The organism is Ensifer sp. ENS11, assembly GCF_014851895.1.
Classification (GTDB): domain Bacteria; phylum Pseudomonadota; class Alphaproteobacteria; order Rhizobiales; family Rhizobiaceae; genus Ensifer; species Ensifer canadensis.
On sequence record NZ_JACVAN010000008.1, the window covers coordinates 92,735 to 117,597 of the forward strand.

23 protein-coding genes and 1 pseudogene are annotated in these 24,863 nt (G+C 62.4%); 10 read left to right on the forward strand and 14 right to left on the reverse strand.

The annotated features are described in order from the left end of the window. Positions 1–56 precede the first annotated feature (56 nt). Entirely contained in the window at positions 57–485 is a 429-nt protein-coding gene (locus IB264_RS17180) for a Fur family transcriptional regulator (protein WP_025425052.1), read from the reverse strand. Positions 486–606: 121 nt separating this feature from the next. On the opposite strand from IB264_RS17180, the gene IB264_RS17185 reads away from it, so the two are divergent. The 4 genes from IB264_RS17185 to IB264_RS17200 are packed head-to-tail and all read left to right on the forward strand — an operon-like array spanning position 607 to position 4,149. After that, positions 607–1,512: a metal ABC transporter substrate-binding protein gene (locus IB264_RS17185; protein WP_025425053.1), complete on the forward strand. Its 906-nt coding sequence runs from the start codon at positions 607–609 to the stop codon at positions 1,510–1,512. Then, on the forward strand, positions 1,509–2,444 hold the full coding sequence (locus IB264_RS17190) for a manganese/iron ABC transporter ATP-binding protein (protein WP_025425054.1): 936 nt from the start codon (positions 1,509–1,511) through the stop codon (positions 2,442–2,444). Before IB264_RS17185 ends, IB264_RS17190 begins: the two co-directional genes overlap by 4 nt. Further along, complete coding sequence (locus IB264_RS17195) at positions 2,441–3,301, forward strand: metal ABC transporter permease (RefSeq protein WP_025425055.1); 861 nt, start codon at positions 2,441–2,443, stop codon at positions 3,299–3,301. The genes IB264_RS17190 and IB264_RS17195 overlap by 4 nt, the downstream gene beginning before the upstream one ends. Then, positions 3,298–4,149 (forward strand): metal ABC transporter permease, encoded by an 852-nt coding sequence (locus IB264_RS17200; RefSeq protein ID WP_025425056.1) that lies wholly within the window; start codon positions 3,298–3,300, stop codon positions 4,147–4,149. Before IB264_RS17195 ends, IB264_RS17200 begins: the two co-directional genes overlap by 4 nt. Before the next feature lie 47 nt (positions 4,150–4,196). Here IB264_RS17200 and IB264_RS17205 read toward each other — a convergent pair. Further along, positions 4,197–4,942 (reverse strand): annotated as a pseudogene (locus tag IB264_RS17205) (F0F1 ATP synthase subunit A). Between the two features lie 362 nt (positions 4,943–5,304). Further along, entirely contained in the window at positions 5,305–6,210 is a 906-nt protein-coding gene (locus IB264_RS17210; protein WP_025425057.1) for an aminoglycoside phosphotransferase family protein, read from the reverse strand. A gap of 334 nt (positions 6,211–6,544) precedes the next feature. On the opposite strand from IB264_RS17210, the gene IB264_RS34650 reads away from it, so the two are divergent. Next, positions 6,545–6,760: a LysR family transcriptional regulator gene (locus IB264_RS34650; RefSeq protein ID WP_025425058.1), complete on the forward strand. Its 216-nt coding sequence runs from the start codon at positions 6,545–6,547 to the stop codon at positions 6,758–6,760. Between the two features lie 148 nt (positions 6,761–6,908). Then, entirely contained in the window at positions 6,909–7,853 is a 945-nt protein-coding gene (locus IB264_RS17220) for a DUF6030 family protein (RefSeq protein WP_025425059.1), read from the forward strand. A gap of 122 nt (positions 7,854–7,975) precedes the next feature. On the opposite strand, the gene IB264_RS17225 is transcribed toward IB264_RS17220, so the two are convergent. After that, complete coding sequence (locus tag IB264_RS17225; RefSeq protein ID WP_038575742.1) at positions 7,976–8,407, reverse strand: Lrp/AsnC family transcriptional regulator; 432 nt, start codon at positions 8,405–8,407, stop codon at positions 7,976–7,978. A gap of 126 nt (positions 8,408–8,533) precedes the next feature. Between IB264_RS17225 and IB264_RS17230 the strand changes: the two genes are divergently transcribed. Continuing rightward, positions 8,534–9,637, forward strand: coding sequence for a saccharopine dehydrogenase family protein (locus IB264_RS17230; protein WP_025425061.1), 1,104 nt, complete (start codon positions 8,534–8,536; stop codon positions 9,635–9,637). Between the two features lie 125 nt (positions 9,638–9,762). Here the strand turns inward: IB264_RS17230 and IB264_RS17235 are convergent, their stop codons facing one another. The 8 genes from IB264_RS17235 to IB264_RS17270 all read right to left on the reverse strand — a co-directional run bounded on the left by IB264_RS17235 (position 9,763) and on the right by IB264_RS17270 (position 19,513). Then, the gene (locus IB264_RS17235; protein WP_025425062.1) at positions 9,763–11,190 is read right to left on the reverse strand and encodes a mannose-1-phosphate guanylyltransferase/mannose-6-phosphate isomerase; all 1,428 of its coding nucleotides are present in this window, start codon (positions 11,188–11,190) and stop codon (positions 9,763–9,765) included. A 267-nt stretch (positions 11,191–11,457) separates the two neighbouring features. Beyond that, a complete protein-coding gene (locus tag IB264_RS17240) occupies positions 11,458–11,862 on the reverse strand; it encodes a F0F1 ATP synthase subunit epsilon (protein ID WP_025425063.1) in 405 nt (134 codons plus the stop codon). 126 nt (positions 11,863–11,988) lie between these two features. After that, a complete protein-coding gene (atpD, locus tag IB264_RS17245; RefSeq protein WP_025425064.1) occupies positions 11,989–13,503 on the reverse strand; it encodes a F0F1 ATP synthase subunit beta in 1,515 nt (504 codons plus the stop codon). Positions 13,504–13,527: 24 nt separating this feature from the next. Next, positions 13,528–14,409, reverse strand: coding sequence for a F0F1 ATP synthase subunit gamma (locus IB264_RS17250; RefSeq protein ID WP_025425065.1), 882 nt, complete (start codon positions 14,407–14,409; stop codon positions 13,528–13,530). Between the two features lie 27 nt (positions 14,410–14,436). After that, positions 14,437–15,966: a F0F1 ATP synthase subunit alpha gene (gene atpA / locus IB264_RS17255; RefSeq protein ID WP_025425066.1), complete on the reverse strand. Its 1,530-nt coding sequence runs from the start codon at positions 15,964–15,966 to the stop codon at positions 14,437–14,439. Then, positions 15,966–16,532: a F0F1 ATP synthase subunit delta gene (locus IB264_RS17260; protein ID WP_025425067.1), complete on the reverse strand. Its 567-nt coding sequence runs from the start codon at positions 16,530–16,532 to the stop codon at positions 15,966–15,968. The genes atpA and IB264_RS17260 overlap by 1 nt, the downstream gene beginning before the upstream one ends. A 257-nt stretch (positions 16,533–16,789) precedes the next feature. Then, positions 16,790–17,176 (reverse strand): hypothetical protein, encoded by a 387-nt coding sequence (locus tag IB264_RS17265; RefSeq protein ID WP_025425068.1) that lies wholly within the window; start codon positions 17,174–17,176, stop codon positions 16,790–16,792. Between the two features lie 132 nt (positions 17,177–17,308). Beyond that, positions 17,309–19,513, reverse strand: a complete 2,205-nt coding sequence (locus tag IB264_RS17270) for a primosomal protein N' (RefSeq protein ID WP_025425069.1) — start codon at positions 19,511–19,513, stop codon at positions 17,309–17,311. Positions 19,514–19,691: 178 nt separating this feature from the next. Here IB264_RS17270 and fsa point away from each other — a divergent pair, with 178 nt between their 5' ends. After that, a complete protein-coding gene (gene fsa, locus IB264_RS17275; protein ID WP_025425070.1) occupies positions 19,692–20,345 on the forward strand; it encodes a fructose-6-phosphate aldolase in 654 nt (217 codons plus the stop codon). 49 nt (positions 20,346–20,394) lie between these two features. Here fsa and IB264_RS17280 read toward each other — a convergent pair whose 3' ends face one another. Then, the gene (locus IB264_RS17280) at positions 20,395–21,531 is read right to left on the reverse strand and encodes an AAA family ATPase (protein ID WP_025425071.1); all 1,137 of its coding nucleotides are present in this window, start codon (positions 21,529–21,531) and stop codon (positions 20,395–20,397) included. Between the two features lie 39 nt (positions 21,532–21,570). Further along, on the reverse strand, positions 21,571–22,494 hold the full coding sequence (locus IB264_RS17285) for a GNAT family N-acetyltransferase (RefSeq protein ID WP_025425072.1): 924 nt from the start codon (positions 22,492–22,494) through the stop codon (positions 21,571–21,573). A gap of 134 nt (positions 22,495–22,628) precedes the next feature. On the opposite strand from IB264_RS17285, the gene IB264_RS17290 reads away from it, so the two are divergent. Together IB264_RS17290 and IB264_RS17295 are read left to right on the forward strand one after the other, a co-directional pair. Beyond that, positions 22,629–23,564 (forward strand): tyrosine recombinase XerC, encoded by a 936-nt coding sequence (locus IB264_RS17290; RefSeq protein ID WP_025425073.1) that lies wholly within the window; start codon positions 22,629–22,631, stop codon positions 23,562–23,564. Positions 23,565–23,661: 97 nt separating this feature from the next. Next, the gene (locus tag IB264_RS17295; protein ID WP_025425074.1) at positions 23,662–24,741 is read left to right on the forward strand and encodes a TraB/GumN family protein; all 1,080 of its coding nucleotides are present in this window, start codon (positions 23,662–23,664) and stop codon (positions 24,739–24,741) included. The last annotated feature ends 122 nt before the right edge of the window (positions 24,742–24,863 follow it).

The window sequence follows — 24,863 nt, forward strand, 5'->3', positions numbered from 1 at the left end:
GAAAAGGCGCAGCGATTGCCCCGCTGCGCCTTTCGTCAGTCACGGCGCTATGTCGATCAGTCCTTGCGCTTGCGGCAATAGAGCTCGAGCCGGTGACGAACCAGGTCGTAACCGAGTTCGGCGGCGATCTCCGCCTGCAGCTGCTCGATCTTGTCGGAGCGAAACTCGATCACAGCGCCGGTGTCGATGTCGATCAGGTGGTCATGGTGCGGAGCGTCGGCCGTCTCGAAACGGGCGGTGGCACTTTCAAAGGCGTGGCGATGGACGACGCCCTGGTGCTCCAGCGCCGACAGTGTCCTGTAGACCGTCGACAGCGAAACGGTGGCATCGATTTCCTTGGCGCGGCGGTGCAATTCGCTCGCATCCGGGTGGTCTTCGGCGGTCGCGAGAATCTTCAGGATTGCCGCACGCTGCCGCGTCACGCGCACACCACCATCTCTCAGGACGCCTTCCAGCTCTTCGATGCGATTTTTGTTCTGTTTCATGGTCGTACACTAGCCAAGGCCGATAAGTTTGAAAATAGCTAGTTGCGAATGCTTCTCATGTGCATTGACTTATGCAAATCATTCGCCTAGTCCTGTGAACGACAACATCGGGGAGTATGGAATGATCGATCACATGAGACGCGCGATCCTGGTTGCCGCCACGGCATTGGCAGGTTTCGCGCTCGTTCCGGGTGCCGCTTGCGCGCAGGAAAAGTTCAAGGCCGTCACCACCTTCACGGTGATCGCCGACATGGCCAAGAACGTCGCCGGCGACGCGGCAATCGTCGAATCGATCACCAAGCCCGGCGCCGAGATCCACAACTATCAGCCGACGCCGCGCGACATCCTGAAGGCGCACGATGCAAAGCTGATCCTCTGGAACGGCCTCAATCTCGAACTCTGGTTCGAAAAGTTCTTCCAGAACTTCGACGAGGTGCCCGGCGTCGTGGTTTCTCAAGGGATCGAGCCAATGGGCATCGCGGAAGGCCCCTATAGCGGCAAGCCGAACCCACATGCCTGGATGTCGCCTTCGGCGGCGCTGATCTATGTCGACAACATCCGCGACGCTTTCGTCAAATACGATCCCGGCAACGCCGAGACCTACAAGGCCAATGCCGAAGCCTACAAGCAGAAGATCGAGGCGGCGATCGCCCCTATCCGCGCCGAGATCGGCAAGATCCCGGAAGACAAGCGCTGGCTGGTGTCGAGCGAGGGCGCCTTCAGCTACCTCACCCGCGACTTCGGCATGAAGGAACTCTATCTCTGGCCGATCAATGCCGATCAGCAGGGCACGCCGCAGCAGGTTCGCAAAGTCATCGACGCGGTGCGCGCCAACAATATACCGGTCGTCTTCTCCGAAAGCACGATTTCGCCCGACCCGGCACAGCAGGTGGCGCGGGAAACCGGCGCAAAATACGGCGGCGTGCTCTATGTTGATTCCCTGAGCGAAGCGGACGGTCCGGTACCGACCTATATCGACCTCTTGCGCGTCACGTCCGAAACCATCGCGAAAGGCCTTTCGCAATGAACCTTCAGGTAAAACCTCGCTCCGGCCCGGAAGCCGCCTCCGGGGATGCAGGCGGTGGCATCCGCGTCTCCGGCGCGACCGTGACCTATCGCAACGGCCACCGCGCGCTTCTCGATGCCTCCTTCGAGATCCCGACCGGCACGATCACAGCACTGGTCGGCGTCAACGGCAGCGGCAAGTCGACCCTCTTCAAGGCGATCATGGGCTTTGCCCGGCTGGCGCGCGGAGAAATCTCCATTCTCGGCCTTTCGGTCCAGGAGGCGCTGAAGAAGAACCTTGTCGCCTATGTTCCGCAAGCCGAAGAGGTCGACTGGAATTTTCCGGTTCTGGTCGAGGACGTGGTGATGATGGGCCGCTACGGCCATATGAACATGCTGCGCATCCCGAAGAAGGCCGACCATGAGGCGGTGGGGGCCGCGCTTGCCCGTGTCGGCATGAGCGACTTCCGCAAGCGCCAGATCGGTGAGCTCTCCGGCGGCCAGAAGAAGCGCGTGTTCCTGGCGCGCGCCCTTGCCCAGGACGGCCGCGTGATCCTGCTCGACGAGCCCTTCACCGGGGTCGACGTCAAGACCGAAGATGCCATCATCCGCCTGTTGATCGGCCTGCGCGACGAGGGCCGCGTCATGCTGGTCTCGACCCACAACCTCGGCAGCGTGCCGGAATTCTGCGACCGGACCGTTCTCCTGAAGAACACGGTGCTGGCCTATGGCCCGACGGAAACCACCTTCACCCGCGAAAACCTCGAACTCGCCTTCGGCGGCGTCCTCAGGCATTTCGTGCTCGGTGGCGACAGCCTGCATGACGACGCGGATCCGCGGCAACTGTCCGTCATCACCGACGACGAGCGTCCGCTGGTGATGTATGGCGCCAAGGGGCAGATGGTGTCGCAACCGGCCAAGCCTGAGAGCGACCCGGAGGCAGCAGGCAAATGATCGCCACGCTCTTCGAGCCCTTCACCTACAACTACATGGTCAACGCCATGTGGGTCAGCGCGCTGGTTGGCGCCGTCTGCGCCTTCCTGTCGTCCTATCTGATGCTGAAAGGCTGGTCGCTGATCGGCGACGCGCTCTCGCACTCGATCGTTCCGGGCGTTGCCGGCGCCTATATGCTCGGCCTGCCCTTCTCGCTCGGCGCCTTCTTCTCCGGCGGGCTTGCGGCCGGCGCGATGCTGTTTCTCAACCAGCGCACCCGGTTGAAGGAAGACACCATCATCGGGCTGATCTTCACCTCGTTCTTCGGCCTCGGCCTGTTCATGGTGTCGCTGTCGCCAACCTCAGTAAACATCCAGACGATCGTTCTCGGCAACATCCTCGCCATCACGCCTGCCGACACGTTGCAGCTTGCGCTGATCGGCGTCATCTCGCTGATCATCCTGACGGCCAAGTGGAAGGATCTGATGGTCACCTTCTTCGATGAGAGCCACGCACGCTCGATCGGTATCCCGACGACCTTCCTGAAGGTGCTGTTCTTCACGCTGCTGTCCGCCTGTACGGTCGCCGCGCTGCAGACGGTCGGCGCCTTTCTCGTCATCGCCATGGTGGTGACACCGGGCGCCACCGCCTATCTGCTCACCGACCGCTTTCCGCGGCTGATCGTCATCAGCGTCGCGATCGGCGCGCTCACCAGCTTCTTCGGCGCCTATTTCAGCTACTTCCTCGATGGCGCTACCGGCGGCATCATCATTGTGCTGCAGACGCTGATCTTCCTCTTTGCCTTCGTCTTCGCGCCCAAGCACGGATTGCTGGCTGCCCGCAGGCGCAGCGCCGAAGCCCTGGAGGTCACGCAATGATCTCGCTCGACCTTTTGCTTGCCGTCTTCGAATTCGAGTTCATGCGCAATGCGCTGCTGATCTCGGTCCTGGTGGCGATCCCGACGGCCCTGCTCTCCTGCTTCCTCGTGCTCAAGGGCTGGTCGCTGATGGGCGACGCCATCTCGCATGCGGTCTTTCCCGGCGTCGTCATCTCCTACATCGTCGGCCTGCCGCTCGCCGTCGGCGCCTTTGCCGCCGGCATGTCCTGCGCGCTTTTGACCGGCTACCTCAAGGAAAACAGCCGCATCAAGCAGGACACTGTCATGGGCGTGGTGTTCTCCGGCATGTTCGGCTTCGGCCTGGTGCTCTACACCAAGATCCAGAGCGACGTGCATCTCGACCATATCCTCTTCGGCGACATGCTCGGCATCGGCTGGCCCGACATCATCGAAACCGGTCTGATCGCCCTGGTGGCAACCGGGATCCTGGCGGTAAAATGGCGCGACTTTCTGCTGCACGCCTTCGACCCCGCACAGGCCAAGGCCGTCGGCCTGCGCGTCAACTGGCTGCATTACGGGCTCTTGGCGATCCTGTCGCTCACGATCGTCGGCGCGCTGAAGGCCGTCGGCCTGATCCTTGCCATCGCCATGCTGATCGCGCCCGGCGCCATCGCGTTTCTGATCACCCGCACCATGGGCAGCATGCTCATCGTTGCGGTGCTGGTGGCAACCGTCGCCTCGTTCTCAGGCGTCTATCTCTCGTTCTTCATCGACAGCGCCCCGGCACCGACCATCGTGTTGTTGATGACCGTGATCTTCCTCGCAGCTTTCCTCTGGTCGTCCTGGCGGACGGCCCGCATCGAGGCCCAGCGAACGACGGTCGAATGAGGGCGGGGCTCCCCTCCCCCCGGGAAGGGAGCCTCTCCACTGCAACCTCAATGGCTCGGATGCAGCGCGTCGTTGAGATACATGCAGGTCAGCATGGTGAAGATATAGGCCTGGATGACCGACATCAGCAGTTCCAGACCCGTCAGCGCCACGGTCATCATCAGCGGCATGACCGCGCCGAGCGTACCGAGCGCGCCGAAGCCACTGAGGCTGACGACGAAGCCGGCGAACACCTTGAGCGTGATGTGACCGGCGAGCATGACGGCGAAAAGACGAACCGAATGGCTGACCGGGCGCGACAGGAAACGACCTCGATCGGGATGATGATCGGCGCCAGCACCAAAGGCACGCCCGACGGCATGAACAGCCTGAGAAAGCCGAAACCGTGTTTAATCAAGCCGTAGAGCGTCACGGTCAGGAACACGAGCAGCGCCAGCGCAAAGGTCACCGCAATGTGGCTCGTCACGGTGAAGGCATAGGGAAACATGCCGATTAGGTTGGCGACCAGGATGAACATGAACAGCGAGAACACCAGCGGGAAGAAACGCATGCCGTGCTCTCCGGCATTCTCGCGCAACGTCTTCGATACGAACTCGTAGAGGATCTCGGCCGCCGACTGGGCAAGGTTCGGCACCAGGCCGCGCCTGCGCGTCGAAAGGATCAGGAAAAGGCTGGCGATCGCCACGGTCACGGCCATGTAGACGGCCGAATTGGTAAAGCTGATGTCGTGTCCGCCGACCTCGGCGATGTGGAAGAGCGACTTGATCTCGAATTGTTCGATGGGTCCGGCCATCATGAACCTCGTGCGTTGGCAACGGAGCAACCACGGCGCGGCGGCCGCGGGCGCATCAATGTGTGTGGGAAGCGGGTGAAAGCCGATCGCGAGACGGGGCGCGATGGCGCCCGAAGCAAACGTTCAGCTCTGTCAGGAAGGAAAAGCTCACGCGGGCGTGCCGCAGGCCAGGATGCTGCATGATGCGATCGACTCCATTATCTCAAGCGGTCGAGATAGTGGGGCCGTCCCCAGGCGAAGCATCGACGCGGGTCGTCCCGCGTGCGCCTGACCTAGAGACAATTTTTGATGAGGTCAAGCCGAGACGATACCTGCCGATAGGCCTGCGGCATCGGGGCCGGCATCAATCTGCCCGCCGAGGCTCAGCCAAATTGCCGATGGTCGGCAAGCACCTGCTCGATCACCGCCAAGCTCTTTTCCGCTTCGGCGGAGTTGGTACCGGGAAGACCAGCATAGACGATCAGCGCCTTCCACAGGGTCCAGCCGCGACCGCGCGCCCAGGTGCCGGCGTCGAGCGCCACGCCGGCGCGAAACGCCTCCCGGCTTTGCCCGTGGAACAGCGTCCAGGCAATGGCAAGGTCGCAGGCGGGATCACCGATACCCGAGGTGCCGAAATCGATGACTGCGCTCAGGCGACCGTCTTCGACCAGCAGATTGCCCCAACTGATATCGCCGTGGAACCAGACCGGCGCGCTCTGCCAGCTTGCCGCCAATGCGGCCTCCCAGACATCGCGCGCCGCTTCCGTGTCGATGCGTCCCTCGAGCGCGACGAGCGCGCGGCGGGTTTCCTCGTCATAATGGGCAGGTGGCCCGCCGCGAAGGAAATTGTGCGGGCCAGGCAACGGCCCGCCGCGCGCATCGACCTGCCGCAAGGCGACAAGAAAGCGCGCCAGATCCTGCGCAAAGACCTTGAGGTCGCCGATCCGATCATCCGTCGCCGTCTCACCCGGCCGCCAGCGATAGACCGACCACGGCCATGGATAGCCCTCGCCTGGCACGCCCCTTGCCAAGGGCACCGGGATAGGCAGCGGCAGGTGCGGCGCCAGCTTCGGCAGCCAGAACTGCTCCTTTTCCACCTGCAGCGCATAGGACTCAGCACTCGGCAGACGCACGGTCATGTCTCGCCCGAGATGGAAGGTCCTGTTGTCCCACCCGCCGGGCAGCACCGGCCTGATGTCGAGTGCGGCCCACTGCGGAAACTGTGCAGCGATCAGGCGCCGGACGAGCAGCGCGTCGATGGTGGGAGTGATCGTCGATTGATCGGACATAACGGGACAAATGCCTCACGCCAGAAACTCGGACGCCTGTTTTAGCCGATCGTCGCCTGTTCGCAACTTTTCCGCTCGGGGATGGCGAACGGACAACCCGATCCAGCCGAAACGCGTCGCCTTCAACCTGCCTTCGTCGAGCACCACACCGGGCCGGACGCGTCACCGTCCCGATGGTCGCATGGATATTGTCTGCCAGGCGGATTCCGGGAATGATGGAAGTGGAAAAGGACAGGCCGTCTTCCGGTCGCCGTGGGATGATCGCTTTACCCCGCATCACAATCTGATATTTTCAACTCCACCGAATTTTCGGCCTTTTTGATAACCTGAGATCATGGAACACCGGCTGCTCGACCGCATATCGCTGGAGGCTTTTCGCGTTTTCGACGCGGCCAGCCGGCATATGAATTTTTCTGGCGCCGGTCGCGAGATCAACATCACTCATGCCGCCGTCAGCTGCCGCGGCAAGGACCTGGAATTGACGCTGCTGGGCGAGCGGCTGTTTCAGCACGTACGGGCGATCATCCCCGCTGGCACCTGTCGCCGCTGATGGCAGAGGAGCTCTCGTCGGTCACATCATCAGACTATCTCGCTTCGCGCGCCCTCGACGCGGAAAGGCTGGCCTCTCTCGGCCTGCCCCGCAACCGGCCATCGAGGGACGAGGCGCTGCGCCTGCACGCCGCACTCGGAAGATCGACATGAGCGGCGGACGCGGAAAGGCGACGACACCGCCAAAACAGCCGAGCCGCACCGGCATCGCCTTCTTTCTCGTTGCCTTTGCATTGATCGCAACAGTGATCCTGGCGACCGCTCTGCTCGCCAACGGACAGAGGAACCTGAGACAGTTGCTGAAGGCACTCGATCTTCCGACGACGTTTCTCGATCCGGAGAAGCCGGTGGCGCAGGCCCCGGAGGTCCACGTCAAGCGACAGCCGCCGCGCATCGCCCTGCCGGTCTGGACGTTTCAGGATCTGCAGACGCCGGAACAGCAGTTCCTGCGGGTGCTCCGCAGCGATCCCCGCGCTCTCTGCGATGAGCTGCGCGAGGCCGGATTCCGCGAACTCGAATGGAAATCGAGCGCCGGCGAGCGTGGCCAGTGGGAATGCTCCTCACTCGTATCCTTTCCGCGCCCTGGGGTCGACAAGATCTCGTCGATCTTCATTTTCATCAAGGGCAACGGCGAAGAAGAGATCACCTCGTTTCGCGTCAAGCTCAACATCGAGCGCCCGGAGGACGCGCAGGTGGTGACAACAAGCGCCGCGCGCGCCGCGTCGGTCTTCCTCGACCATGTCCGCTGGGCCGATGGCGGCAGCATTGCGCTGCAGATCCAGGCGTTGAAGGAATTTGACGTAAAGCGCTTCGGCAGCCGCGTGCAGTTCAAGCGCGAAACGGACGAGACCACGGCACGCTACAATTTCCTCGCCAACCAACCGGCCCGCGCCCGCCCGAAGAGCATTGCCGAACTCTATTTCGACCGTGAAAAATGGCTCGCCTATGGCAACGCCGATGCGCGTAGCTTCGTTCTCGGCCCGACGGCGTGGAATGGCCCGGCGAAGATACCCGAAGGCGGCGACGCCGTAGCAGACCCGGCATCACCAGAGGGTGCCGGCACTGCGAAGGCAAACACTGACGCAAGACCCTGACTTGAAGCGCGTCGCGGTCTCTACAGCGGCGCGCGTCTTATTGGACGCTGCGCTTTAAGCTCGTGTTTCGCGCATGTCGTTATCGCAAAGCCGCTACGCACTTTTGCGCGACATGCTTGAGGTCAGCGATCGATCCGGGTCGAAAGGATGATCGACGACAGCGTGCGGTCGACACCGTCGATTTCACCGATACGATCGATCAGCAGGTCGAGTTCGCTGATCGATGCTGCCGCAACGACGGCGATAAGGTCGAAGCTACCGCTGACGGAATGAAGGGTGCGGATCTCGCGGATGGCAGCAAGTTCCGGGGTGACGCGGCTGAGTGCCCTTGGCGCGATGGTGATCAGCACATGCGCCTTGACCAGACCCTTCTCATAGCTCTCCGACAAGCGGACGCCATAACCGGCGATCACGCCCTCGCGCTCCAGCCGCTCGATCCGGGCCTGCACGGTCGTCCGCGACAGGCCGAGCCTGCGGGCAATCGTTGCTGTCGGCATGCGGGCGTTTTCGCTGAGCACGGCGAGGAGCTCGCGATCCTTGTCGGTAATCTGCATTTCGTCGGTCCATATAGGCATTCTGCCGAATATCTATAGGCGATTTAGTCATATTACAGCTTCAAATCAACAGCTCTCGGTCGGACAATAGGGTCTGAAACGCATTTCATACCCTGGGGGAAAGTCATGAAGGACATCGTCGTCATCGGAGCAGGCAAGATCGGCTCCACCATTGCTCGCATGCTCGCGCACACCGGCGATTACAGCGTCTGCGTTGCCGACCGTAGCGCCGAGCAGCTGGGCCAGATCGAGAAGCATGCCGCCATCACGACGGCAGCCGTCGATATCGGCGACAAGAAGGCGCTCGTTGCCCTTCTCTCCGGCAAGTTCGCCGTTCTCAGCGCCGCCCCGTTCCACCTGACGGTTGCCATTGCGGAAGCCGCTGCCGAAGCCGGCATCCACTACCTCGACCTGACCGAAGACGTCGAATCCACCCGCCAGGTCAAGGCGATCGCCGCCAAGGCCAGCACCGCCTTCATTCCGCAGTGCGGCCTCGCACCGGGCTTCATCTCCATCGTCGCCAATGACCTTGCCAGCCGCTTCGAGACGCTCGAAAGCGTGCGCATGCGCGTCGGCGCGCTGCCGCAGTACCCGTCGAATGCGCTCAACTACAACCTGACCTGGAGCACCGACGGCGTCATCAACGAGTATATCGAGCCCTGCGAAGCGATCGTCGAAGGCAGCCTGATCGAAGTTCCCGCCATGGAAGAGCGCGAAGAATTCTCGCTCGACGGCGTGACCTACGAAGCCTTCAACACCTCGGGCGGCCTCGGCACGCTCTGCGAATCGCTGAAGGGCAAGGTCCGCACCCTGAACTACAAGACGATCCGCTATCCCGGCCATGCCGCCATCATGAAGGCGCTGCTGAACGACCTTGGTCTGCGTCATCGCCGCGAAGTCCTCAAGGACATCTTCGAAAACGCGCTGCCGACCACCACCCAGGACGTCGTCGTGATCTTCGTGACGGTTTCGGGCTTCCGCGAAGGTCGCCTGATCCAGGAAACCTACGCCAACAAGGTCTATAGCGGCGTCGTCGCCGGCCGCATGCAGAGCGGCATCCAGATCACCACCGCCGGCAGCATCTGCGCCGTGCTCGATCTGCTCGCCAACGGCAAGATCGCATCCAAGGGCTTCGTTCGCCAGGAAGACATCGCTCTCGATACCTTCCTCGCAAACCGCTTCGGTCACTACTACGCCCAGAAGGGCGAGACAGAACGCGTCGCCGGCTGAGGCCACTCGGCTCGTCTGCGCTGACTATAATGCCCGGGTCCTGCCCGGGCATTTTTTATGTGTCGAACTGAACGTCGCCGCTTCGATTACCGCGGTTTCGACCCGAAACGTGTTGGATGGCCGTATTATGTCCGGCCGAACTCATCCTCGATGCGGATGATGTCGTCCTCGCCGAGATAGGACCCGGTCTGAACCTCGATCAGCTCCAGCGGGATCTTGCCTGGATTGTGCAGTCGGTGGACGGTCCCCTGCGGGATATAGACGGACTCGTTTTCATGCAGCAGACGGGTTTCGCCGGCCATGGTGATCTCCGCCGTGCCACGCACGACAATCCAGTGCTCGGCCCGATGATGATGCTTCTGCAGCGAGATCTTCTTGCCGGGGCTGACCTTCAGTCGCTTGACCTCGTAGCGCTCGCCGCTGGAGACCGAAGAGACCGCGCCCCAGGGCCTGTAGGACGTCGGGTGCTCCTGTGTAAGCCCTAAGGTTGCCTGCGACCGTGCGAGCACCTTGACGATGTTTCCAACGCTCTGGCTGTCTTCCAGGCGCCCGACATAGACGGCGTCTTCGCTGGCGATCACGGCGATATCGTCAAGCCCCTGCACAGCAAGGTGGATGTCGCGGGAGAGCACTAATGAGTTGCGCGTGTTCGCTACCGTCGCCTTGTCGGTAACGACATTGCCGTCACCGTCCTTGCGACCGATCTTCCACACGGCATCCCAGCTGCCCAGATCCGACCAGGCGAATGAGGATGGAACGACGGCAGCGCGAACGGTCTTTTCGAAGACCGCGTAGTCGACGGAAATATCCGGCGCCTTGGAGAAGGCCTTCGCTTCCAGCCGGCTGAAATCGAGATCCTTGCTGGCGCCCTCGACGGCCGCCTTTGTCGAGGCATAGACGTCAGGCGCATAGAGCTGCATCTCGTCGAGGAACACCTTAACCGGCAGCATGAACATGCCGGAGTTCCAGAGATAGCGCTCGGTCGCCAGCATCGCCTCTGCCTTGGCGCGATCCGGCTTCTCGACGAAACGGGCAACCCTGTTGGCGCCGGCCGGCAACGCTTCCCCAAGTTCGATATAGCCGTAGCCGGTCGCGGGCTCCGTCGGAGTGATGCCGAACGTCACCAGTTCACCGGCCTCGGCTGCCAGCTGCGCCCGCAGCATGCAATCGATGTAGACCGCTCCGGCATCGATCTCGTGATCGGAGGCGAGCACCTGCATGATCGCCGCCTCCCCGAACTTGGCGAGCACGACGAAGGCGGCCGCCGCCAGTGCCGGCGCCGTGTTGCGTGCCACCGGCTCGAGCAGAATATCGCTGAGCGGCGCATCGACGGCGCGCGCCTGTTCGGCGACGATGAAGCGGAAATCGCTGTTGGTGACGATGATCGCCGGCTCATACAGCCTGCTATCGCTCACCCGTTCCAGCGTCTGCTGGAACAGCGATCGATCGGACAGGATCTGCAGAAACTGTTTCGGCGCGCCCGAGCGCGACAGCGGCCACAGGCGCGTACCTTTTCCACCCGCCATGATCACGGGAACGATCTTAGACGTCATGCCAAGCCTCTGCGCGCATCGAACGAGAGTCCATCCATACAGGACCGATGCTAAAGAATGCCTGAAGCCGGCCGTGCAAACAAACCGCACCAAAGGTGAGGCATGCCCCTCACTTCGGATAGGACGCCAGCTTGCCCATCGTCTTACGCCGTACCAATTCGCATCGGCACAACGATGAGGCGGCTCTGTCGCGGCCATCGCGGGCAACAAAAAACCCCGCTCGAAGGCGGGGCTTTTTCATTGGTTTATCCCGTCGGGATGTCCCTTTCAGGCCGGGATCACGATTTCCCCGAGCTTCGTCAGTTCGGCGATGAACTGCTCGGCGCGCGTCTTCTTCTCGTCGCCGGCACCGTCCAGCTCGGCACGGACCGCCTCGATGCGCTTTTCAAGCGCGGTGCGGTCGAGTTCGTCGACGTGCACGGCGGATTCGGCAAGCAGAGTGCAGCCGGTCGGCAGGATATCGGCAAAGCCGCCGAAGACGGCGAACCGCTCGGTCTTGCCGTCAGCCGTTTTCACGGTAACGACGCCGGGCTTCACCGTCGTCATTGTCGGGGCATGATTGGCCATCACGGTCATCTCGCCCTCGGTCGCCGGAATGACGACTTCCGTCACCTTCTCGGAGAGGAGCAGGCGCTCGGGGGAAACAAGCTCAAAATTGAAACTGTCGGCCATGACCATTCACTTCTCGTGGGCGCGCCACCTGAGGTGGCAGGCTGTGCATGTCTTCCCTGCTCCGCAATATGGCGGAACGCAGGATGAAAGCCTCGGCGCATCGCTGCGCCGAGGCTCACGATGCTATCAAGCGGCTTCTGCAGCCAGCTTCTTGGCCTTTTCGACCGCTTCTTCGATCGAGCCGACCATGTAGAACGCGGCTTCCGGAAGATGGTCGTAGTCGCCGTTGACGAGGCCCTTGAAGCCCTTGATCGTGTCTTCGAGAGCGACGAGCTTGCCCGGAGAACCGGTGAAGACTTCGGCCACGAAGAACGGCTGCGACAGGAAGCGTTCGATCTTACGAGCGCGGGCGACGGCCAGCTTGTCCTCTTCCGACAGTTCGTCCATGCCCAGGATGGCGATGATGTCCTGGAGAGACTTGTAACGCTGCAGGGTCGTCTGGACCTTACGCGAAATCTCGTAGTGCTCTTCGCCGACGATCATCGGGTCCAGCATGCGCGACGTGGAGTCGAGCGGGTCAACGGCCGGGTAGATGCCCTTTTCAGCGATCGAGCGCGACAGAACCGTCGTTGCGTCCAGGTGGGCGAACGAGGTTGCCGGCGCCGGGTCGGTCAAGTCGTCGGCCGGAACGTAAATGGCCTGAACCGAGGTGATCGAACCCTTGGTCGTCGTGGTGATGCGTTCCTGCATCTGACCCATGTCGGTCGCCAGCGTCGGCTGGTAACCCACGGCCGATGGAATACGGCCGAGCAGAGCCGAAACTTCGGAGCCTGCCTGGGTGAAGCGGAAGATGTTGTCGACGAAGAACAGAACGTCCTGGCCCTTGTCGCGGAAGTCTTCAGCGATCGTCAGACCGGTCAGAGCGACGCGAGCGCGGGCGCCCGGCGGTTCGTTCATCTGGCCGTAAACGAGGGCTGCCTTCGAGCCTTCGCCGCCGCCGAGCTTGTTAACGCCGGACTCGATCATTTCGTGGTAGAGGTCGTTGCCTTCGCGGGTACGTTCACCCACGCCAGCAAATACCGAGTAACCACCGTGCGCCTTGGCGACGTTGTTGATCAGTTCCATGATGAGAACGGTCTTGCCGACGCCTGCGCCACCGAAGAGGCCGATCTTGCCGCCCTTTGCGTAAGGAGCGAGAAGGTCGACGACCTTGATGCCGGTGACGAGGATCTGCGCTTCCGTCGACTGCTCGACGTAGGACGGCGCGTCCTGGTGGATGGCGCGCTTGCCCGACGTGATCAGCGGACCAGCTTCGTCGACCGGCTCGCCGATGACGTTCATGATGCGGCCGAGCGTTTCATCGCCAACCGGAACCGTGATCGGTGCCCCGGTGTCGGTGACCGGCTGACCGCGGACGAGACCTTCGGTCGAGTCCATGGCGATCGTGCGGACGGCGTTTTCGCCGAGGTGCTGCGCGACTTCGAGAACGAGGCGGTTACCGTGGTTCTCGGTTTCCAGTGCGTTCAGGATCTGCGGAAGCTGGCCTTCGTCGAACACAACGTCGACGACGGCGCCGATGACCTGCGTTACGCGACCGACAGCGCCGGCTGCCGCAACTGCGGTCTTGGCGGAAGCTGCCTTCCTCGGTGCAGCCGGCTTCTTCGCCGCTGCGGTTTCTTTCGGGGTAGCTGCCTTAGCCATAATCCTTACCCTCTTCTCGTAACCTTAGAGCGCTTCCGCGCCCGAGATGATTTCAATGAGTTCCTTGGTGATCTGAGCCTGGCGCTGACGGTTGTAGTTCAGCGTCAGCTTATTGATCATGTCACCAGCATTGCGCGTCGCATTGTCCATCGCGCTCATCTTTGCGCCCATTTCGCCGGCGACGTTCTCGAGCAGGGCCCGGAAGATCTGCACCGAAATGTTGCGCGGAATGAGGTCGCTCAGGATCGCGCCCGCGTCCGGCTCATATTCGTAGACGGCCGAAGCATCCGATGCTTCCACTGCGACCGGGCCGGCCGAAGCGGGGATCAGTTGCTGTGCCGTCGGAATCTGGGCGATAACGGACTTGAACTCAGAATAGAACAGCGTGCAGACATCGAACTCGCCCTTTTCAAAGAGCGCGATGACCTTGTGGCCGATCTGGTCGGCATTCTGGAAGCCGATCTTCTTGACCTCACGCAGGTCGATACGATCGATGATCAGCGACGCGTATTCGCGACGCAGAATATCGAAGCCCTTCTTGCCGACGCAGATGATCTTCACCGTCTTGCCGGCGGCAAGCAGCTTGCGAAGGTGGTCGCGAGCGTGGCGGGCGATCTGCGAGTTGAAGCCGCCGCAAAGACCGCGTTCCGCCGTGCAGACGACCAGAAGATGCGTATCGTCCTTGCCGGTGCCGGTCATCAGCTGCGGCGCATCGTCGTCCGCGCCAACCGCCTGGGCGATGTTGGCGAGAACGGCAGCCATGCGCTGCGAGTAAGGCCGGGCGGCCTCGGCCGCCTCCTGCGCACGCCGAAGCTTCGCCGCGGCGACCATTTTCATCGCCTTGGTGATCTTCTGCGTCGCCTTGACGGAGGCGATCCGGTTCTTCAGATCCTTAAGTGAAGGCATCCGTTATCCGTCCTAAATGAAATCCGCTCAGGCGAAAGACTTGGCGAAGCTGTCGATTGCAGCCTTCAGCTTGCCCTTGACGTCGTCGGAGATCGCCTTGTCCTTGCGGATGGTTTCCAGGATGTCCTTACCTTCCGAACGCATGTACGAAAGCAGGCCCTGCTCGAACTTGCCGACCTGATTGACCGGCAGCTTGTCGAGGTAACCGTTGACGCCTGCGAAGATGACAGCAACCTGCTCTTCCGTCTTCAGCGGCGAGAACTGCGGCTGCTTCAGGAGTTCGGTCAGGCGTGCACCGCGGTTCAACAGACGCTGCGTAGCAGCATCGAGGTCCGAACCGAACTGCGCAAAGGCCGCCATTTCGCGGTACTGAGCGAGTTCGCCCTTGATCGAGCCGGCAACCTGCTTCATCGCCTTGATCTGCGCGGCGGAACCGACGCGCGAAACCGACAGACCGACGTTAACGGCCGGACGGATGCCCTGGTAGAACAGGTCGGTTTCAAGGAAGATCTGGCCGTCGGTGATCGAGATCACGTTGGTCGGAATGAACGCGGAAACGTCGTTGCCCTGCGTTTCAATGACCGGCAGAGCCGTCAGCGAACCGCCACCATTGTCGTCCGAGAGCTTTGCAGCGCGCTCGAGCAGGCGGGAGTGCAGGTAGAAAACGTCGCCCGGGTAAGCTTCGCGGCCCGGCGGGCGGCGCAGCAGGAGCGACATCTGACGGTAGGAAACGGCCTGCTTCGACAGGTCGTCGTAGCCGATCAGGGCATGCTTGCCGTTGTCGCGGAAGTATTCGCCCATCGCGCAACCTGCAAACGGTGCGAGGTACTGCATCGGAGCCGGGTCGGATGCGGTCGCAGCAACGATGATCGAGTACTGAAGAGCGCCACGCTCTTCCAGAACCTTCACGAACTGGGCAACCGTCGAACGCTTCTGGCCGATTGCGACGTAGACGCAATACAGCTTGTCGCCTTCCGGACCATTGTCGTGAATGGCCTTCTGGTTGAGGATCGTGTCGAGGATGATCGCGGTCTTGCCGGTCTGGCGGTCGCCGATGACGAGCTCGCGCTGGCCACGGCCAACCGGGATGAGGGCGTCAATGGCCTTGAGGCCGGTCGACATCGGCTCATGCACCGACTTGCGCGGAATGATACCAGGAGCCTTGACGTCAACGCGCGAGCGCTGCTTGGCGTTGATCGGGCCCTTGCCGTCGATCGGGTTGCCGAGCGCGTCGACGACGCGGCCGAGCAGTTCCGGACCAACCGGAACGTCCACGATGGCGCCGGTCCGCTTAACGGTGTCGCCTTCCTTGATGTCACGGTCCGAACCGAAAATAACGACGCCGACGTTGTCGGCTTCGAGGTTCAGCGCCATGCCGCGAATTCCACCCGGGAATTCGACCATCTCGCCTGCCTGAACATTGTCGAGGCCGTAGACGCGGGCGATACCGTCACCGACGGAAAGCACCTGGCCGACTTCGGAGACTTCTGCTTCCTGGCCGAAATTTTTGATCTGATCTTTAAGAATTGCGGAAATTTCCGCGGCGCGGATATCCATCAGCCGACCTCTTTCAGTGCAAGCTTAAGGGTAGAGAGTTTGGTGCGAAGGGAGGTGTCAATCTGGCGGGACCCGACCTTGACGATCAGACCTCCAAGAATAGACGGGTCGACGGTGACGTTAACAGTCACGTCTTTGCCGGTGACGCTCTTGAGCGTCGCCTTCAATTCAGTTTCCTGCGCTGCAGTGAGCGCATGGGCCGACATTACGTCGGCGGAGATTTCACCCCGGTGGCGCGCGGCGATCAGGCGAAACGCCTTGATCATGCCCGGCAGCGTGAAGAGGCGGCGATTGCGTGCAACAACCTTGAGGAAGTTACCGACGAGACCAGAAATACCGGCCTTGGCGGAGATCGCCGAAATGGCCTTGAACTGGTCGTCGGCAGAAAAGACGGGGCTTACGATCAGCCGCTTCAGGTCATCGCTGCCGTCGATCAGGGCCTGGACGCGGGTAAGATCCGCACCGACCGCCTCGACGGAACCCGCTTCGAGAGCGAGGTCAAAAAGCGAGGACGCATACCTTTCTGCAACACCGGAAATAAGCTGGGATGTGTCTGCCACGGGCACAAGCTTCTCTCAATTTCATCCAAGAACGGTGGTGGCGGCGAGCCGTCAACTTAACGTTTTGAATTTGCTGCAATAATTTGCAGGATATCGAGGCCTGGCGACCCACTTCCCCCGCAATTCGCGGTTCGTCTAGCATAGGATGTTTGGACTCGCAACACGCGAACGGCAGGAATGCGGCATAAGTCGACCCGGATTGGCCGAATTTTGCCGTAAATTGGTTTCTGAGGATGTGAATCGCGAAAACGCGAGGGCGGCGGTCAGATCATTCCGAAGACATAAGCGAGCGGAAGTATGGCAAGTGCGGCCTGCACCAGGAGCGCCACCCAGTTGTAGAGCGTGCCGCCGTTGTCGCTCATCATGGAGAGAATGCGGCCGAAGGCGGCGAGCGCAAAAGCGGCGCCGACAGCGAGGTAGACCATCGGCTGCGCCAGCAGGATGGCGGCAAGGCCAAGGCCGGCATGCATGCCGCCCATGGTCGAGCGCGCCTCGGCCAGACCGCCGCGACGGCCTTCGGCAATGCCGATGCCGGCGGCGCGAAAGGTAAGCCGCGGCGCAAACAGCATGACGACACCGATCAGCGCCGCCACCGCCGCCGCACAGAAGGCGAGGAACTCGCCGGTTTCCGTCGGAATATAGAACTCCATGCCCCGTTCCCGCAGATGAGCGCCGATCTTGATCACGTCGCCACGGGACCAGTCCCCGTGAGCGAAGCGTCCCAGACCTCTAGCGCATGTTGCAGCCATTGTGAATCGCCCACGGGCCATTCACGGCCGCGATCACAGGAAACTCTGGGGATCGATGTCGAGCTGAACGCTGATCGAGCCGCGCTCCTTCGGGCCGGCGGCAATCATTGCCTTGACGAAGGCCTGCATGTCGCTGTTGCGGCGCCCGTGCACCAAAAGCCGGAACCGATGGCGGCCGCGGATCAGCGCCAGCGGCGCCTCGGCCGGACCGAGGATCGAAATGCCATCGGTGCGCGGCGCTGCACTTCGAAGTCCGCGGGCGTGGGTCTCGGCATCCTGGCGCGTATCGGCCGATACGATCAGCGACGCCAGCCGGCCGAACGGCGGCAGCAGCGCCTTTTCGCGCTCGGCGATCTCGCGGTCGTAAAAGGCATCCGCATCGCCCGAGACGATCGCCTGCATCACCGGGTGCTGCGGCTGGTAGGTCTGCAGCAGGCCGAGGCTCTTCAAACCCGTTCGGCCGGCGCGCCCGGTCACCTGCGACAAGAGCTGGAACGTGCGCTCCGCCGCTCGCGGATCGCCATTGGCAAGCCCGAGATCGGCATCGATGATGCCGACCAGCGTCATCAGCGGAAAATTGTGGCCCTTAGCGACAAGCTGCGTGCCGATGACGATATCCGCTTCGCCACGCGCAATCGCCTCCAGTTCCAGCCGTAGGCGCTTCACGCCCATCAGATCGGAGGAGAGCACGATCGTGCGCGCCTCTGGAAAATGGCGCTCGACCTCTTCGGCGATGCGCTCCACACCCGGACCGCAGGCAACCAAGTGATCGAAGGTGCCGCATTCCGGGCAGGCCTCGGGTGTCTTTTCCGCATAGCCGCAATGGTGGCACTGGATCTGGCCGCGGAAGCGATGCTCGACCAGCCAGCTCGAACAATCAGGGCACTGGAAGCGATGGCCGCAGACGCGGCAAAGGGTCAGCGGCGCATAACCGCGCCGATTGAGAAACAGCAGCGCCTGCTCGCCACGCTCGACGGCCTTGCCGATCTGGTTGATGAGAACCGGCGACAGGAACCCGCCGCGCGCTGGCGGATGCTGGCGCATGTCGACGACGCCGAGCCGCGGCAGCGCCGCATCGCCGAAGCGGGTCGGCAGATGGATCGGTTTATAGCGACCAACCTCGCCATTGACCCGGCTTTCGACCGATGGCGTTGCCGAAACAAGCACCACCGGAAAACCGGTGATGCGCCCGCGCACCACGGCCATGTCGCGGGCATTGTAGAACACCCGGTCCTCCTGCTTGTAGGCGGGGTCGTGTTCTTCATCGACGATGATCAGGCCCAGTTCCTCGAACGGCAGGAACAGCGCCGAGCGGGCACCCGCGACCACGCGCACCGTGCCGGTCGTCACCTGCCGCCAGACTTTTTCGCGCGTCCGCGGCGCGAGATCCGAGTGCCACTCGGCCGGCTTGCTGCCGAAGCGATCCTGGAAGCGTTCGAGGAAGCTTGCGGTCAGGGCGATTTCGGGCAGCAGGATCAGCACCTGCTTGCCGGCCCTGAGCGTCGCGGCAATCGCTTCGAAATAAACTTCGGTCTTGCCCGAGCCGGTGATGCCGTCGATCAGCGACACCGAAAACCCGCCCTGCTCGACAGCGGCCAAAAGGTCGGCAGCCGCATCCTTCTGCGGTCCTTCGAGCCGGTGGGCGGCGAATTCCGGGTCGGGAGCCGCTACTACAGGCGGCGGCGCCATGAAGACGGTCTCGAAGACGCCCTGCTGGGCAAGGCCGTCGATGACGCTCGATGACGCACCGGCCGCATGGGCAAGGCCCGAACGGGTCCAGGCAAAGCCGTCGCCGGCCGCTGCGATGACACGCTCGCGGGCCGTCGTCATGCGCTCCGGGCGCATGTCGGTCAGCCGCAGCGCCTCTACCATCGGTTCCGGATCGAAGGCCGCCGGCGCGCGCAGCGCCATGCGCGCCACCAGACCTGGCGGCGTCACGGTATAGGTCGCCACCCAGTCGAGAAAGCTGCGCATGTCGGGCGTCAACGGTGGGCAGTCGAAGACCTTTTCGATCGACTTCAGCTTCTTCGGATCGACGCTGCCATCATCATCGCCATCCCAGACGACGCCCACGACCAGACGGGGGCCGAGCGGCACCTGGACGATCGAGCCTGGCTCGACCGCCATGCCATCAGGCACCGCGTAGGAATAGGCCTTCGAGGCCGGCATCGGCACCAGAACTGGCACGACGCGACGGCCGGAAACAGGCCCGAATAAATCGGTTGAATCGCGAGTCATTTTGCCGTGACCTTGCCACGTGTTTCGGTTAAAGAAAACTGCGCTGCGAACCGCAGCCTTGCCGGCGCAGGGTTTCTCACGGTTCCACCAGAGTTTCAACGCGCGCGTTCTCTGCCAAAGGAATTCCTCCCGGTAGATATGCGCCCGAACGGCAATCGTGCCCCAAGGGAGTGACCCCATGAAATTTTTCGTTGATACCGCCGACGTCAAGGAAATCCGTGAGCTGAACGATCTCGGCCTCCTTGATGGCGTGACCACCAACCCTTCGCTGATCCTCAAGTCGGGCCGTGACATCACCGAAGTCACCAAGGAAATCTGCGGCATCGTCGAGGGCCCGGTTTCGGCCGAAGTGACCGCCACCGAATACGCCGAGATGATGAAGGAAGCGGCCGTTCTTTCGAAGATCGCCGACAACATCTGCATCAAGCTGCCGCTGACGCTTGACGGCCTCAAGGCCTGCAAGGCCCTGACGTCTGACGGTCATCAGACCAACGTGACGCTGTGCTTCTCGGCCAACCAGGCGCTGCTTGCCGCCAAGGCCGGCGCGACCTTCGTTTCGCCCTTCGTCGGCCGCCTCGACGACATCGCGTTCGACGGCATGGACCTGATCCGCGAAATCCGCCACATCTTCGACAACTACGGCTACGAGACCGAAATTCTCGCCGCCTCGATCCGCACCGTGAACCACGTCAAGGAAGCTGCCCTCATCGGCGCCGATGTCGTCACCGCACCGCCGGCAACACTGAAGGCACTGGTCAAGCACCCGCTGACCGACAAGGGTCTCGAAACCTTCCTCGCCGATTGGGCGAAGACCGGCCAGAAGATCGCCTGATCTTTTCGCGATAAAGATTCGAAGGCTCCGCAGCGATGCGGGGCCTTTTTTATGCGTCATCGTCGTCCATCAGGCCGGTGAGCCGCATGCCGTCGATCCAGGTGGCGCTGTCCTTGCGGATCACCCGGCGGGCGCGAACGCCGCAACGCTCGCGGATGGCATCGGCCAGACGCTCCGAATGGGTGACGATCCAGATCTGGCTGTCGCGCGAAGCACTGGCGATCATGTCGGCGAGCGCCGGCAGCATATCCGGATGCAGGCTGGTTTCCGGCTCGTTGAGCGCGATGAAGGGCGGACGGCGATAGGAAAGCAACGCTGCCGCAAGCGCCAGAAACCGCATCTGCCCGTCAGACAGCTCACGCGTCGAAAACGGCCGCTGCGGGAAATCGGGAAAGACCAGCGAGAATTCAGCAAACTGACCCGGATGCGGCACGTCCAGATAGGCGCCGCCGAAGGCATCGGCGATGGCGCGGTCGAGATCGACGGTGTCCTCGCGGGTATGGCGCAGTGTCGCAAAGACCGCCGCCATGTTGGTACCGTCCTCGTCCAGCATCGGCGCGGTGACCGCAAGGCACGGCAGGCGCAGGGGTGAATCGCGATCGGTGCGGAAGCCGTGGAAGAACCGCCACTGATCGACGGCCCGGCGGAAGGTGCCGATCTCGGGATAGTGCCCGGCATCGCCCAACAGCGCGATGGCCGTCTCCGATTGCAGCGCCTGCTCGGGATAGTCCTCCATCCGCCCGCGGTCGCCGCGCACGAAGATGCCGGGACCGGCGCGCTTCATCATCGTCACCGGACGTCGTCCGGTCTCGACGCTCAGCTCTTCTTCCTTGACCTGCGGTTCATAGGCAAATCCTGCCGCCGCCTTTGGCGGACGCAAGCCGGCTTCGATCCTGTAGCGGAAGGTGATGGCCCGCTCCTCGTCCATCAACTCCGTCTCGAGCCGGATGCGCGCCGGTTTGTCGGCCCGTCGCCGACCGCTCCAAAGTGCGGACGACATGCCGCCCTCCTTGGCGATCTCATGGGCAAGGTTGCCGCGCACAGCCGCCTGCACCAGTTGCAGCGCGCGATAGAGATTGGATTTGCCGACGCCGTTCTCGCCGATAAACAAATTGACACCGGTCAGATCCATGCGGATCGACTTCAGGGAACGGTAATTTTCGGCGAACATCGAACGAAGCAGCATAGCTCTGCTTTAGCGCATTCCCGCCATCACATGAAGGGATCAGCAGGCAACGGAAGCGCGCACCATCGGCCGAAACACCGCATCGGCGTCGCGCGCCAGTTCGGACACCGTGTGACGTTCCAGTGCCTTCGTCACGTCGACAGCGTCCCCGTCCAGCGCCTCTGGCGCAATGAGGTTGCCGATGCGGAAATCGAAGAGGTCACCCTTCTTGTTGAGCAACTCGTGGAACACCGTCATGTCGCGCAGTTCGGTCGACCACTTGGCAAACCAGTAGAACAGGCCGGAGTTGCGCGCGCTCATATGAACCGGCAGGATCGGCAGGCCGTATTTGCGCGCAAAGCCGACCGCCGACGTCTTCCACGGCCGCTCGTTGAGACGGCCATCGGCCCAGTAGGCGATGCGGCCGGAGGGAAACAGCACCGTCGCCTTGCCCTCGCCGATCGCTCGGTTGGTCACCTGCAGCGTTTCACGGGCCTTGAGCTTGCTCTTGTGCTCTTCGCGCCATTCGACCGGAATGACCATCTCAACGAAACGCGGGTTGACGCGGATCGCGTCGCGGTTGGCGAAGAACATCATGTCCGGCCGCCGCGTCTTCAGGAGATCGAAGACGGCGATGCCGTCGGCAATCCCGGTCGGATGATTGCTGACCAGCAGGAACCCGCCCTTGGCAGGAATGCGCTCGGCCCTATCGACACGCACGTCGAGTGAGAGAAGCGAACTCAGATGCTCGAAGGCATGGAAGCCCGGCACGTTGGCCACGGCGTCGGCGAATTCCAGCGCCTTTCGGTAGTTCAGAAGCGTGTAGAGAAAGGGCCGGATAACGGGCCACATCGGGCTCCTGACGATCCTCTGGCCGCGTTCGGCAATGAGTGTATCGACGATGTGGCCGGGCTGCCCTTGCGAGACCAGGGCGATCACTTCAGCAAAATGCGCGAATCCGTTCACCGAATCCCGTCCCGCCATGGTTTCATCCGATTCTTTGCGGCTGAACATCGCAACTCAATATGATCGAAGGATGACAAAATCCAAGGCTACGTTAGCAAAAACATAAGAGGCTTCAGGGCATTGTCGATGACCGACCACCTTGGAAAGCGACAATGAACGAGCTGCTCGTCATCGGCCATCCAGACCTGCTTGCAGAGCGCCAGAGATGGCTGCAAGGGCTCTTGCAGGAGCGCCGCCTGTCCGACAATACCGTCGACGCCTATGAGCGCGACACGCGACAATTCCTCACATTCCTCACCGGCCATCTCGCCGGCCCGCCCCGTCTTTCAGACATCAGCACATTGCGGCCGGCCGACCTTCGCGGCTTTCTCGCCCAGCGTCGCAAGGGCGGTGCGGGCGCGCGCACGCTCGGCCGGGGCCTAGCCGGCCTGCGCTCCTTTCTGCGCTATCTCGAACGCATCGGACTTGCCAATGCCGCCGGTGCCGCGGCCGTCCGTTCGCCGAAGCAGCCGAAATCGCTGCCTAAGCCGCTGACGGACCGCGAGGCACTCAATGTCGTCACGACGGACGCGCAGCTTGCCGAAGAGCCGTGGGTGGCCGCGCGCAACGCCGCCGTGCTGACGCTGCTCTACGGCTGCGGCTTGCGCATTTCCGAGGCGCTCGATCTGACGCCGGGCGATTTCGCCGGCACGCCATCCTCGCTGCGCGTCACCGGCAAGGGCGGCAAGACCCGCATCGTGCCGCTCATGGCTGTGGCGCGCGACGCGGTCGCGACCTATCTCAAGCTCTGCCCCTACCATGCCGGCGCCGGCGAGCCGATGTTCCGCGGCACGCGCGGGGCGAAACTTCAGCCGGCCATCATCCAGCGCGAGATGCAGAAGCTGCGCGGCGCCCTCGGCCTGCCCGACACGGCCACGCCGCATGCGCTGCGCCACTCCTTCGCCACGCATCTGCTGGCCGGCGGCGGCGATCTCAGAACCATCCAGGAACTGCTGGGCCACGCCAGCCTGTCAACGACACAGGTCTATACCGGCGTCGACTCGACGCGGCTGCTGGAGATCTACGACCGGGCTCATCCGCGCGCCTGAATTTGGGCGGAGGGGCAGGTTAACCATACCTATTAAGGAAGCCGTGACCAACGAAGCGTAGGGTCCGCTAGACTCGGCAGAACATTAGGAAGTGATCATGTATTCGATCGCCAAGCCCGCCCGTAACCTCGCGGCCAGGGCCGCCGATATGGCCCTCTGGCTGATCGCGCTTATCCATCTGCTGCTCGCGGCCAGCCTCATTGCGATGGTCGCCTCGATCTCGCAGGCGCACGCCGCGACCGAAGCCATCTGCGGCGGTACGAACATCATCACCGGTCTCGAAAAAACCGACCCCGCAAAACTCGCCAGGCTGAAAGCCGAAGCCGACGCCATCCCGAACGGCAAGGGCATATTCTGGAAGATCGAGAAGGATGGCATCGCCCCCTCCTGGCTGCTCGGCACCATGCATGTCACCGATCCGCGCGTACTGGCGATGCCAACGGGTGCCGCCGATGCCTTCGCCACGGCATCGACCGTCATCATCGAATCGGACGAGATCATCGACGAGAAAAAGTCGGCCGCCGCCATCCTGATGCGGCCCGACCTCACCATGTTTGCCGATAACAAGACCATCAACGATTTTCTCAACCCTGAAGACCGCGAGCGGCTCGAACGCGGCCTCAAGGAGCGCGGCATACCGCTGACGCTGGTTGCCAAGATGAAGCCCTGGATGATTGCGAGCTTCGTCGCGCTGCCCGCCTGCGAGATGACCCGCAAGGCCGCCGGCGCATCCTTCCTCGACAAGAAGCTTGCCGAAGACGCCGTCAGCCACGGCAAGACGCTGAAGGGGCTTGAAACCCTCATCGAGCAGTTGGCCGCAATGGATTCGCTGCCGACCGAACTGCACCTGCGCGCCCTCATCGAGACGCTCGCCCTTGGCAAGACGATCGACGACGTGCTCGCCACCACCACCGACCTCTACCTCTCCGGCGACACCGGCATGATCATGCCGATGATGAAGGCCGTTTCTGAAGATGTGGCAAGCGAAGACGCCAGCTACGCCGACTTCGAACAGCGCATCATTATCGATCGCAACAAGACGATGGCGACGCGCGCCGAACCGATCCTCGGCAACGGCAACGCCTTCATGGCGGTCGGTGCCCTGCATCTTGCCGGCGACGAGGGCCTGGTCGAACTGCTTAAGCGCCAGGGCTTCTCCGTCACCCGCGCCAACTGACGGACCGGCCGGCAGGGATGCCGGCCACGGGCGCGTTCCGTCTTCAAGCTCCTGAATGTTTCCTTAAATCCTATTCGATTTAAGGAAACATGCAGAAATTCAAAGTGCTACAGCGACCTTTG

Bases quoted from the DNA above. Each gene is read 5' to 3' on its own strand.
- IB264_RS17250 (WP_025425065.1), bottom strand. From the start codon at position 14,409: ATGCCTTCACTTAAGGATCTGAAGAACCGGATCGCCTCCGTCAAGGCG.
- IB264_RS17185 (WP_025425053.1), top strand. From the start codon at position 607: ATGATCGATCACATGAGACGCGCGATCCTGGTTGCCGCCACGGCATTG.
- IB264_RS17295 (WP_025425074.1), top strand. From the start codon at position 23,662: ATGTATTCGATCGCCAAGCCCGCCCGTAACCTCGCGGCCAGGGCCGCC.
- IB264_RS17225 (WP_038575742.1), bottom strand. From the start codon at position 8,407: ATGCAGATTACCGACAAGGATCGCGAGCTCCTCGCCGTGCTCAGCGAA.
- atpA (WP_025425066.1), bottom strand. From the start codon at position 15,966: ATGGATATCCGCGCCGCGGAAATTTCCGCAATTCTTAAAGATCAGATC.
- IB264_RS17200 (WP_025425056.1), top strand. From the start codon at position 3,298: ATGATCTCGCTCGACCTTTTGCTTGCCGTCTTCGAATTCGAGTTCATG.
- IB264_RS17270 (WP_025425069.1), bottom strand. From the start codon at position 19,513: ATGACTCGCGATTCAACCGATTTATTCGGGCCTGTTTCCGGCCGTCGC.
- IB264_RS17290 (WP_025425073.1), top strand. From the start codon at position 22,629: ATGAACGAGCTGCTCGTCATCGGCCATCCAGACCTGCTTGCAGAGCGC.
- IB264_RS17230 (WP_025425061.1), top strand. From the start codon at position 8,534: ATGAAGGACATCGTCGTCATCGGAGCAGGCAAGATCGGCTCCACCATT.
- IB264_RS17240 (WP_025425063.1), bottom strand. From the start codon at position 11,862: ATGGCCGACAGTTTCAATTTTGAGCTTGTTTCCCCCGAGCGCCTGCTC.
- fsa (WP_025425070.1), top strand. From the start codon at position 19,692: ATGAAATTTTTCGTTGATACCGCCGACGTCAAGGAAATCCGTGAGCTG.
- IB264_RS17195 (WP_025425055.1), top strand. From the start codon at position 2,441: ATGATCGCCACGCTCTTCGAGCCCTTCACCTACAACTACATGGTCAAC.
- IB264_RS17180 (WP_025425052.1), bottom strand. From the start codon at position 485: ATGAAACAGAACAAAAATCGCATCGAAGAGCTGGAAGGCGTCCTGAGA.
- IB264_RS17265 (WP_025425068.1), bottom strand. From the start codon at position 17,176: ATGGAGTTCTATATTCCGACGGAAACCGGCGAGTTCCTCGCCTTCTGT.
- atpD (WP_025425064.1), bottom strand. From the start codon at position 13,503: ATGGCTAAGGCAGCTACCCCGAAAGAAACCGCAGCGGCGAAGAAGCCG.
- IB264_RS17280 (WP_025425071.1), bottom strand. From the start codon at position 21,531: ATGCTGCTTCGTTCGATGTTCGCCGAAAATTACCGTTCCCTGAAGTCG.
- IB264_RS17235 (WP_025425062.1), bottom strand. From the start codon at position 11,190: ATGACGTCTAAGATCGTTCCCGTGATCATGGCGGGTGGAAAAGGTACG.
- IB264_RS34650 (WP_025425058.1), top strand. From the start codon at position 6,545: ATGGAACACCGGCTGCTCGACCGCATATCGCTGGAGGCTTTTCGCGTT.
- IB264_RS17190 (WP_025425054.1), top strand. From the start codon at position 1,509: ATGAACCTTCAGGTAAAACCTCGCTCCGGCCCGGAAGCCGCCTCCGGG.
- IB264_RS17220 (WP_025425059.1), top strand. From the start codon at position 6,909: ATGAGCGGCGGACGCGGAAAGGCGACGACACCGCCAAAACAGCCGAGC.
- IB264_RS17210 (WP_025425057.1), bottom strand. From the start codon at position 6,210: ATGTCCGATCAATCGACGATCACTCCCACCATCGACGCGCTGCTCGTC.
- IB264_RS17285 (WP_025425072.1), bottom strand. From the start codon at position 22,494: ATGGCGGGACGGGATTCGGTGAACGGATTCGCGCATTTTGCTGAAGTG.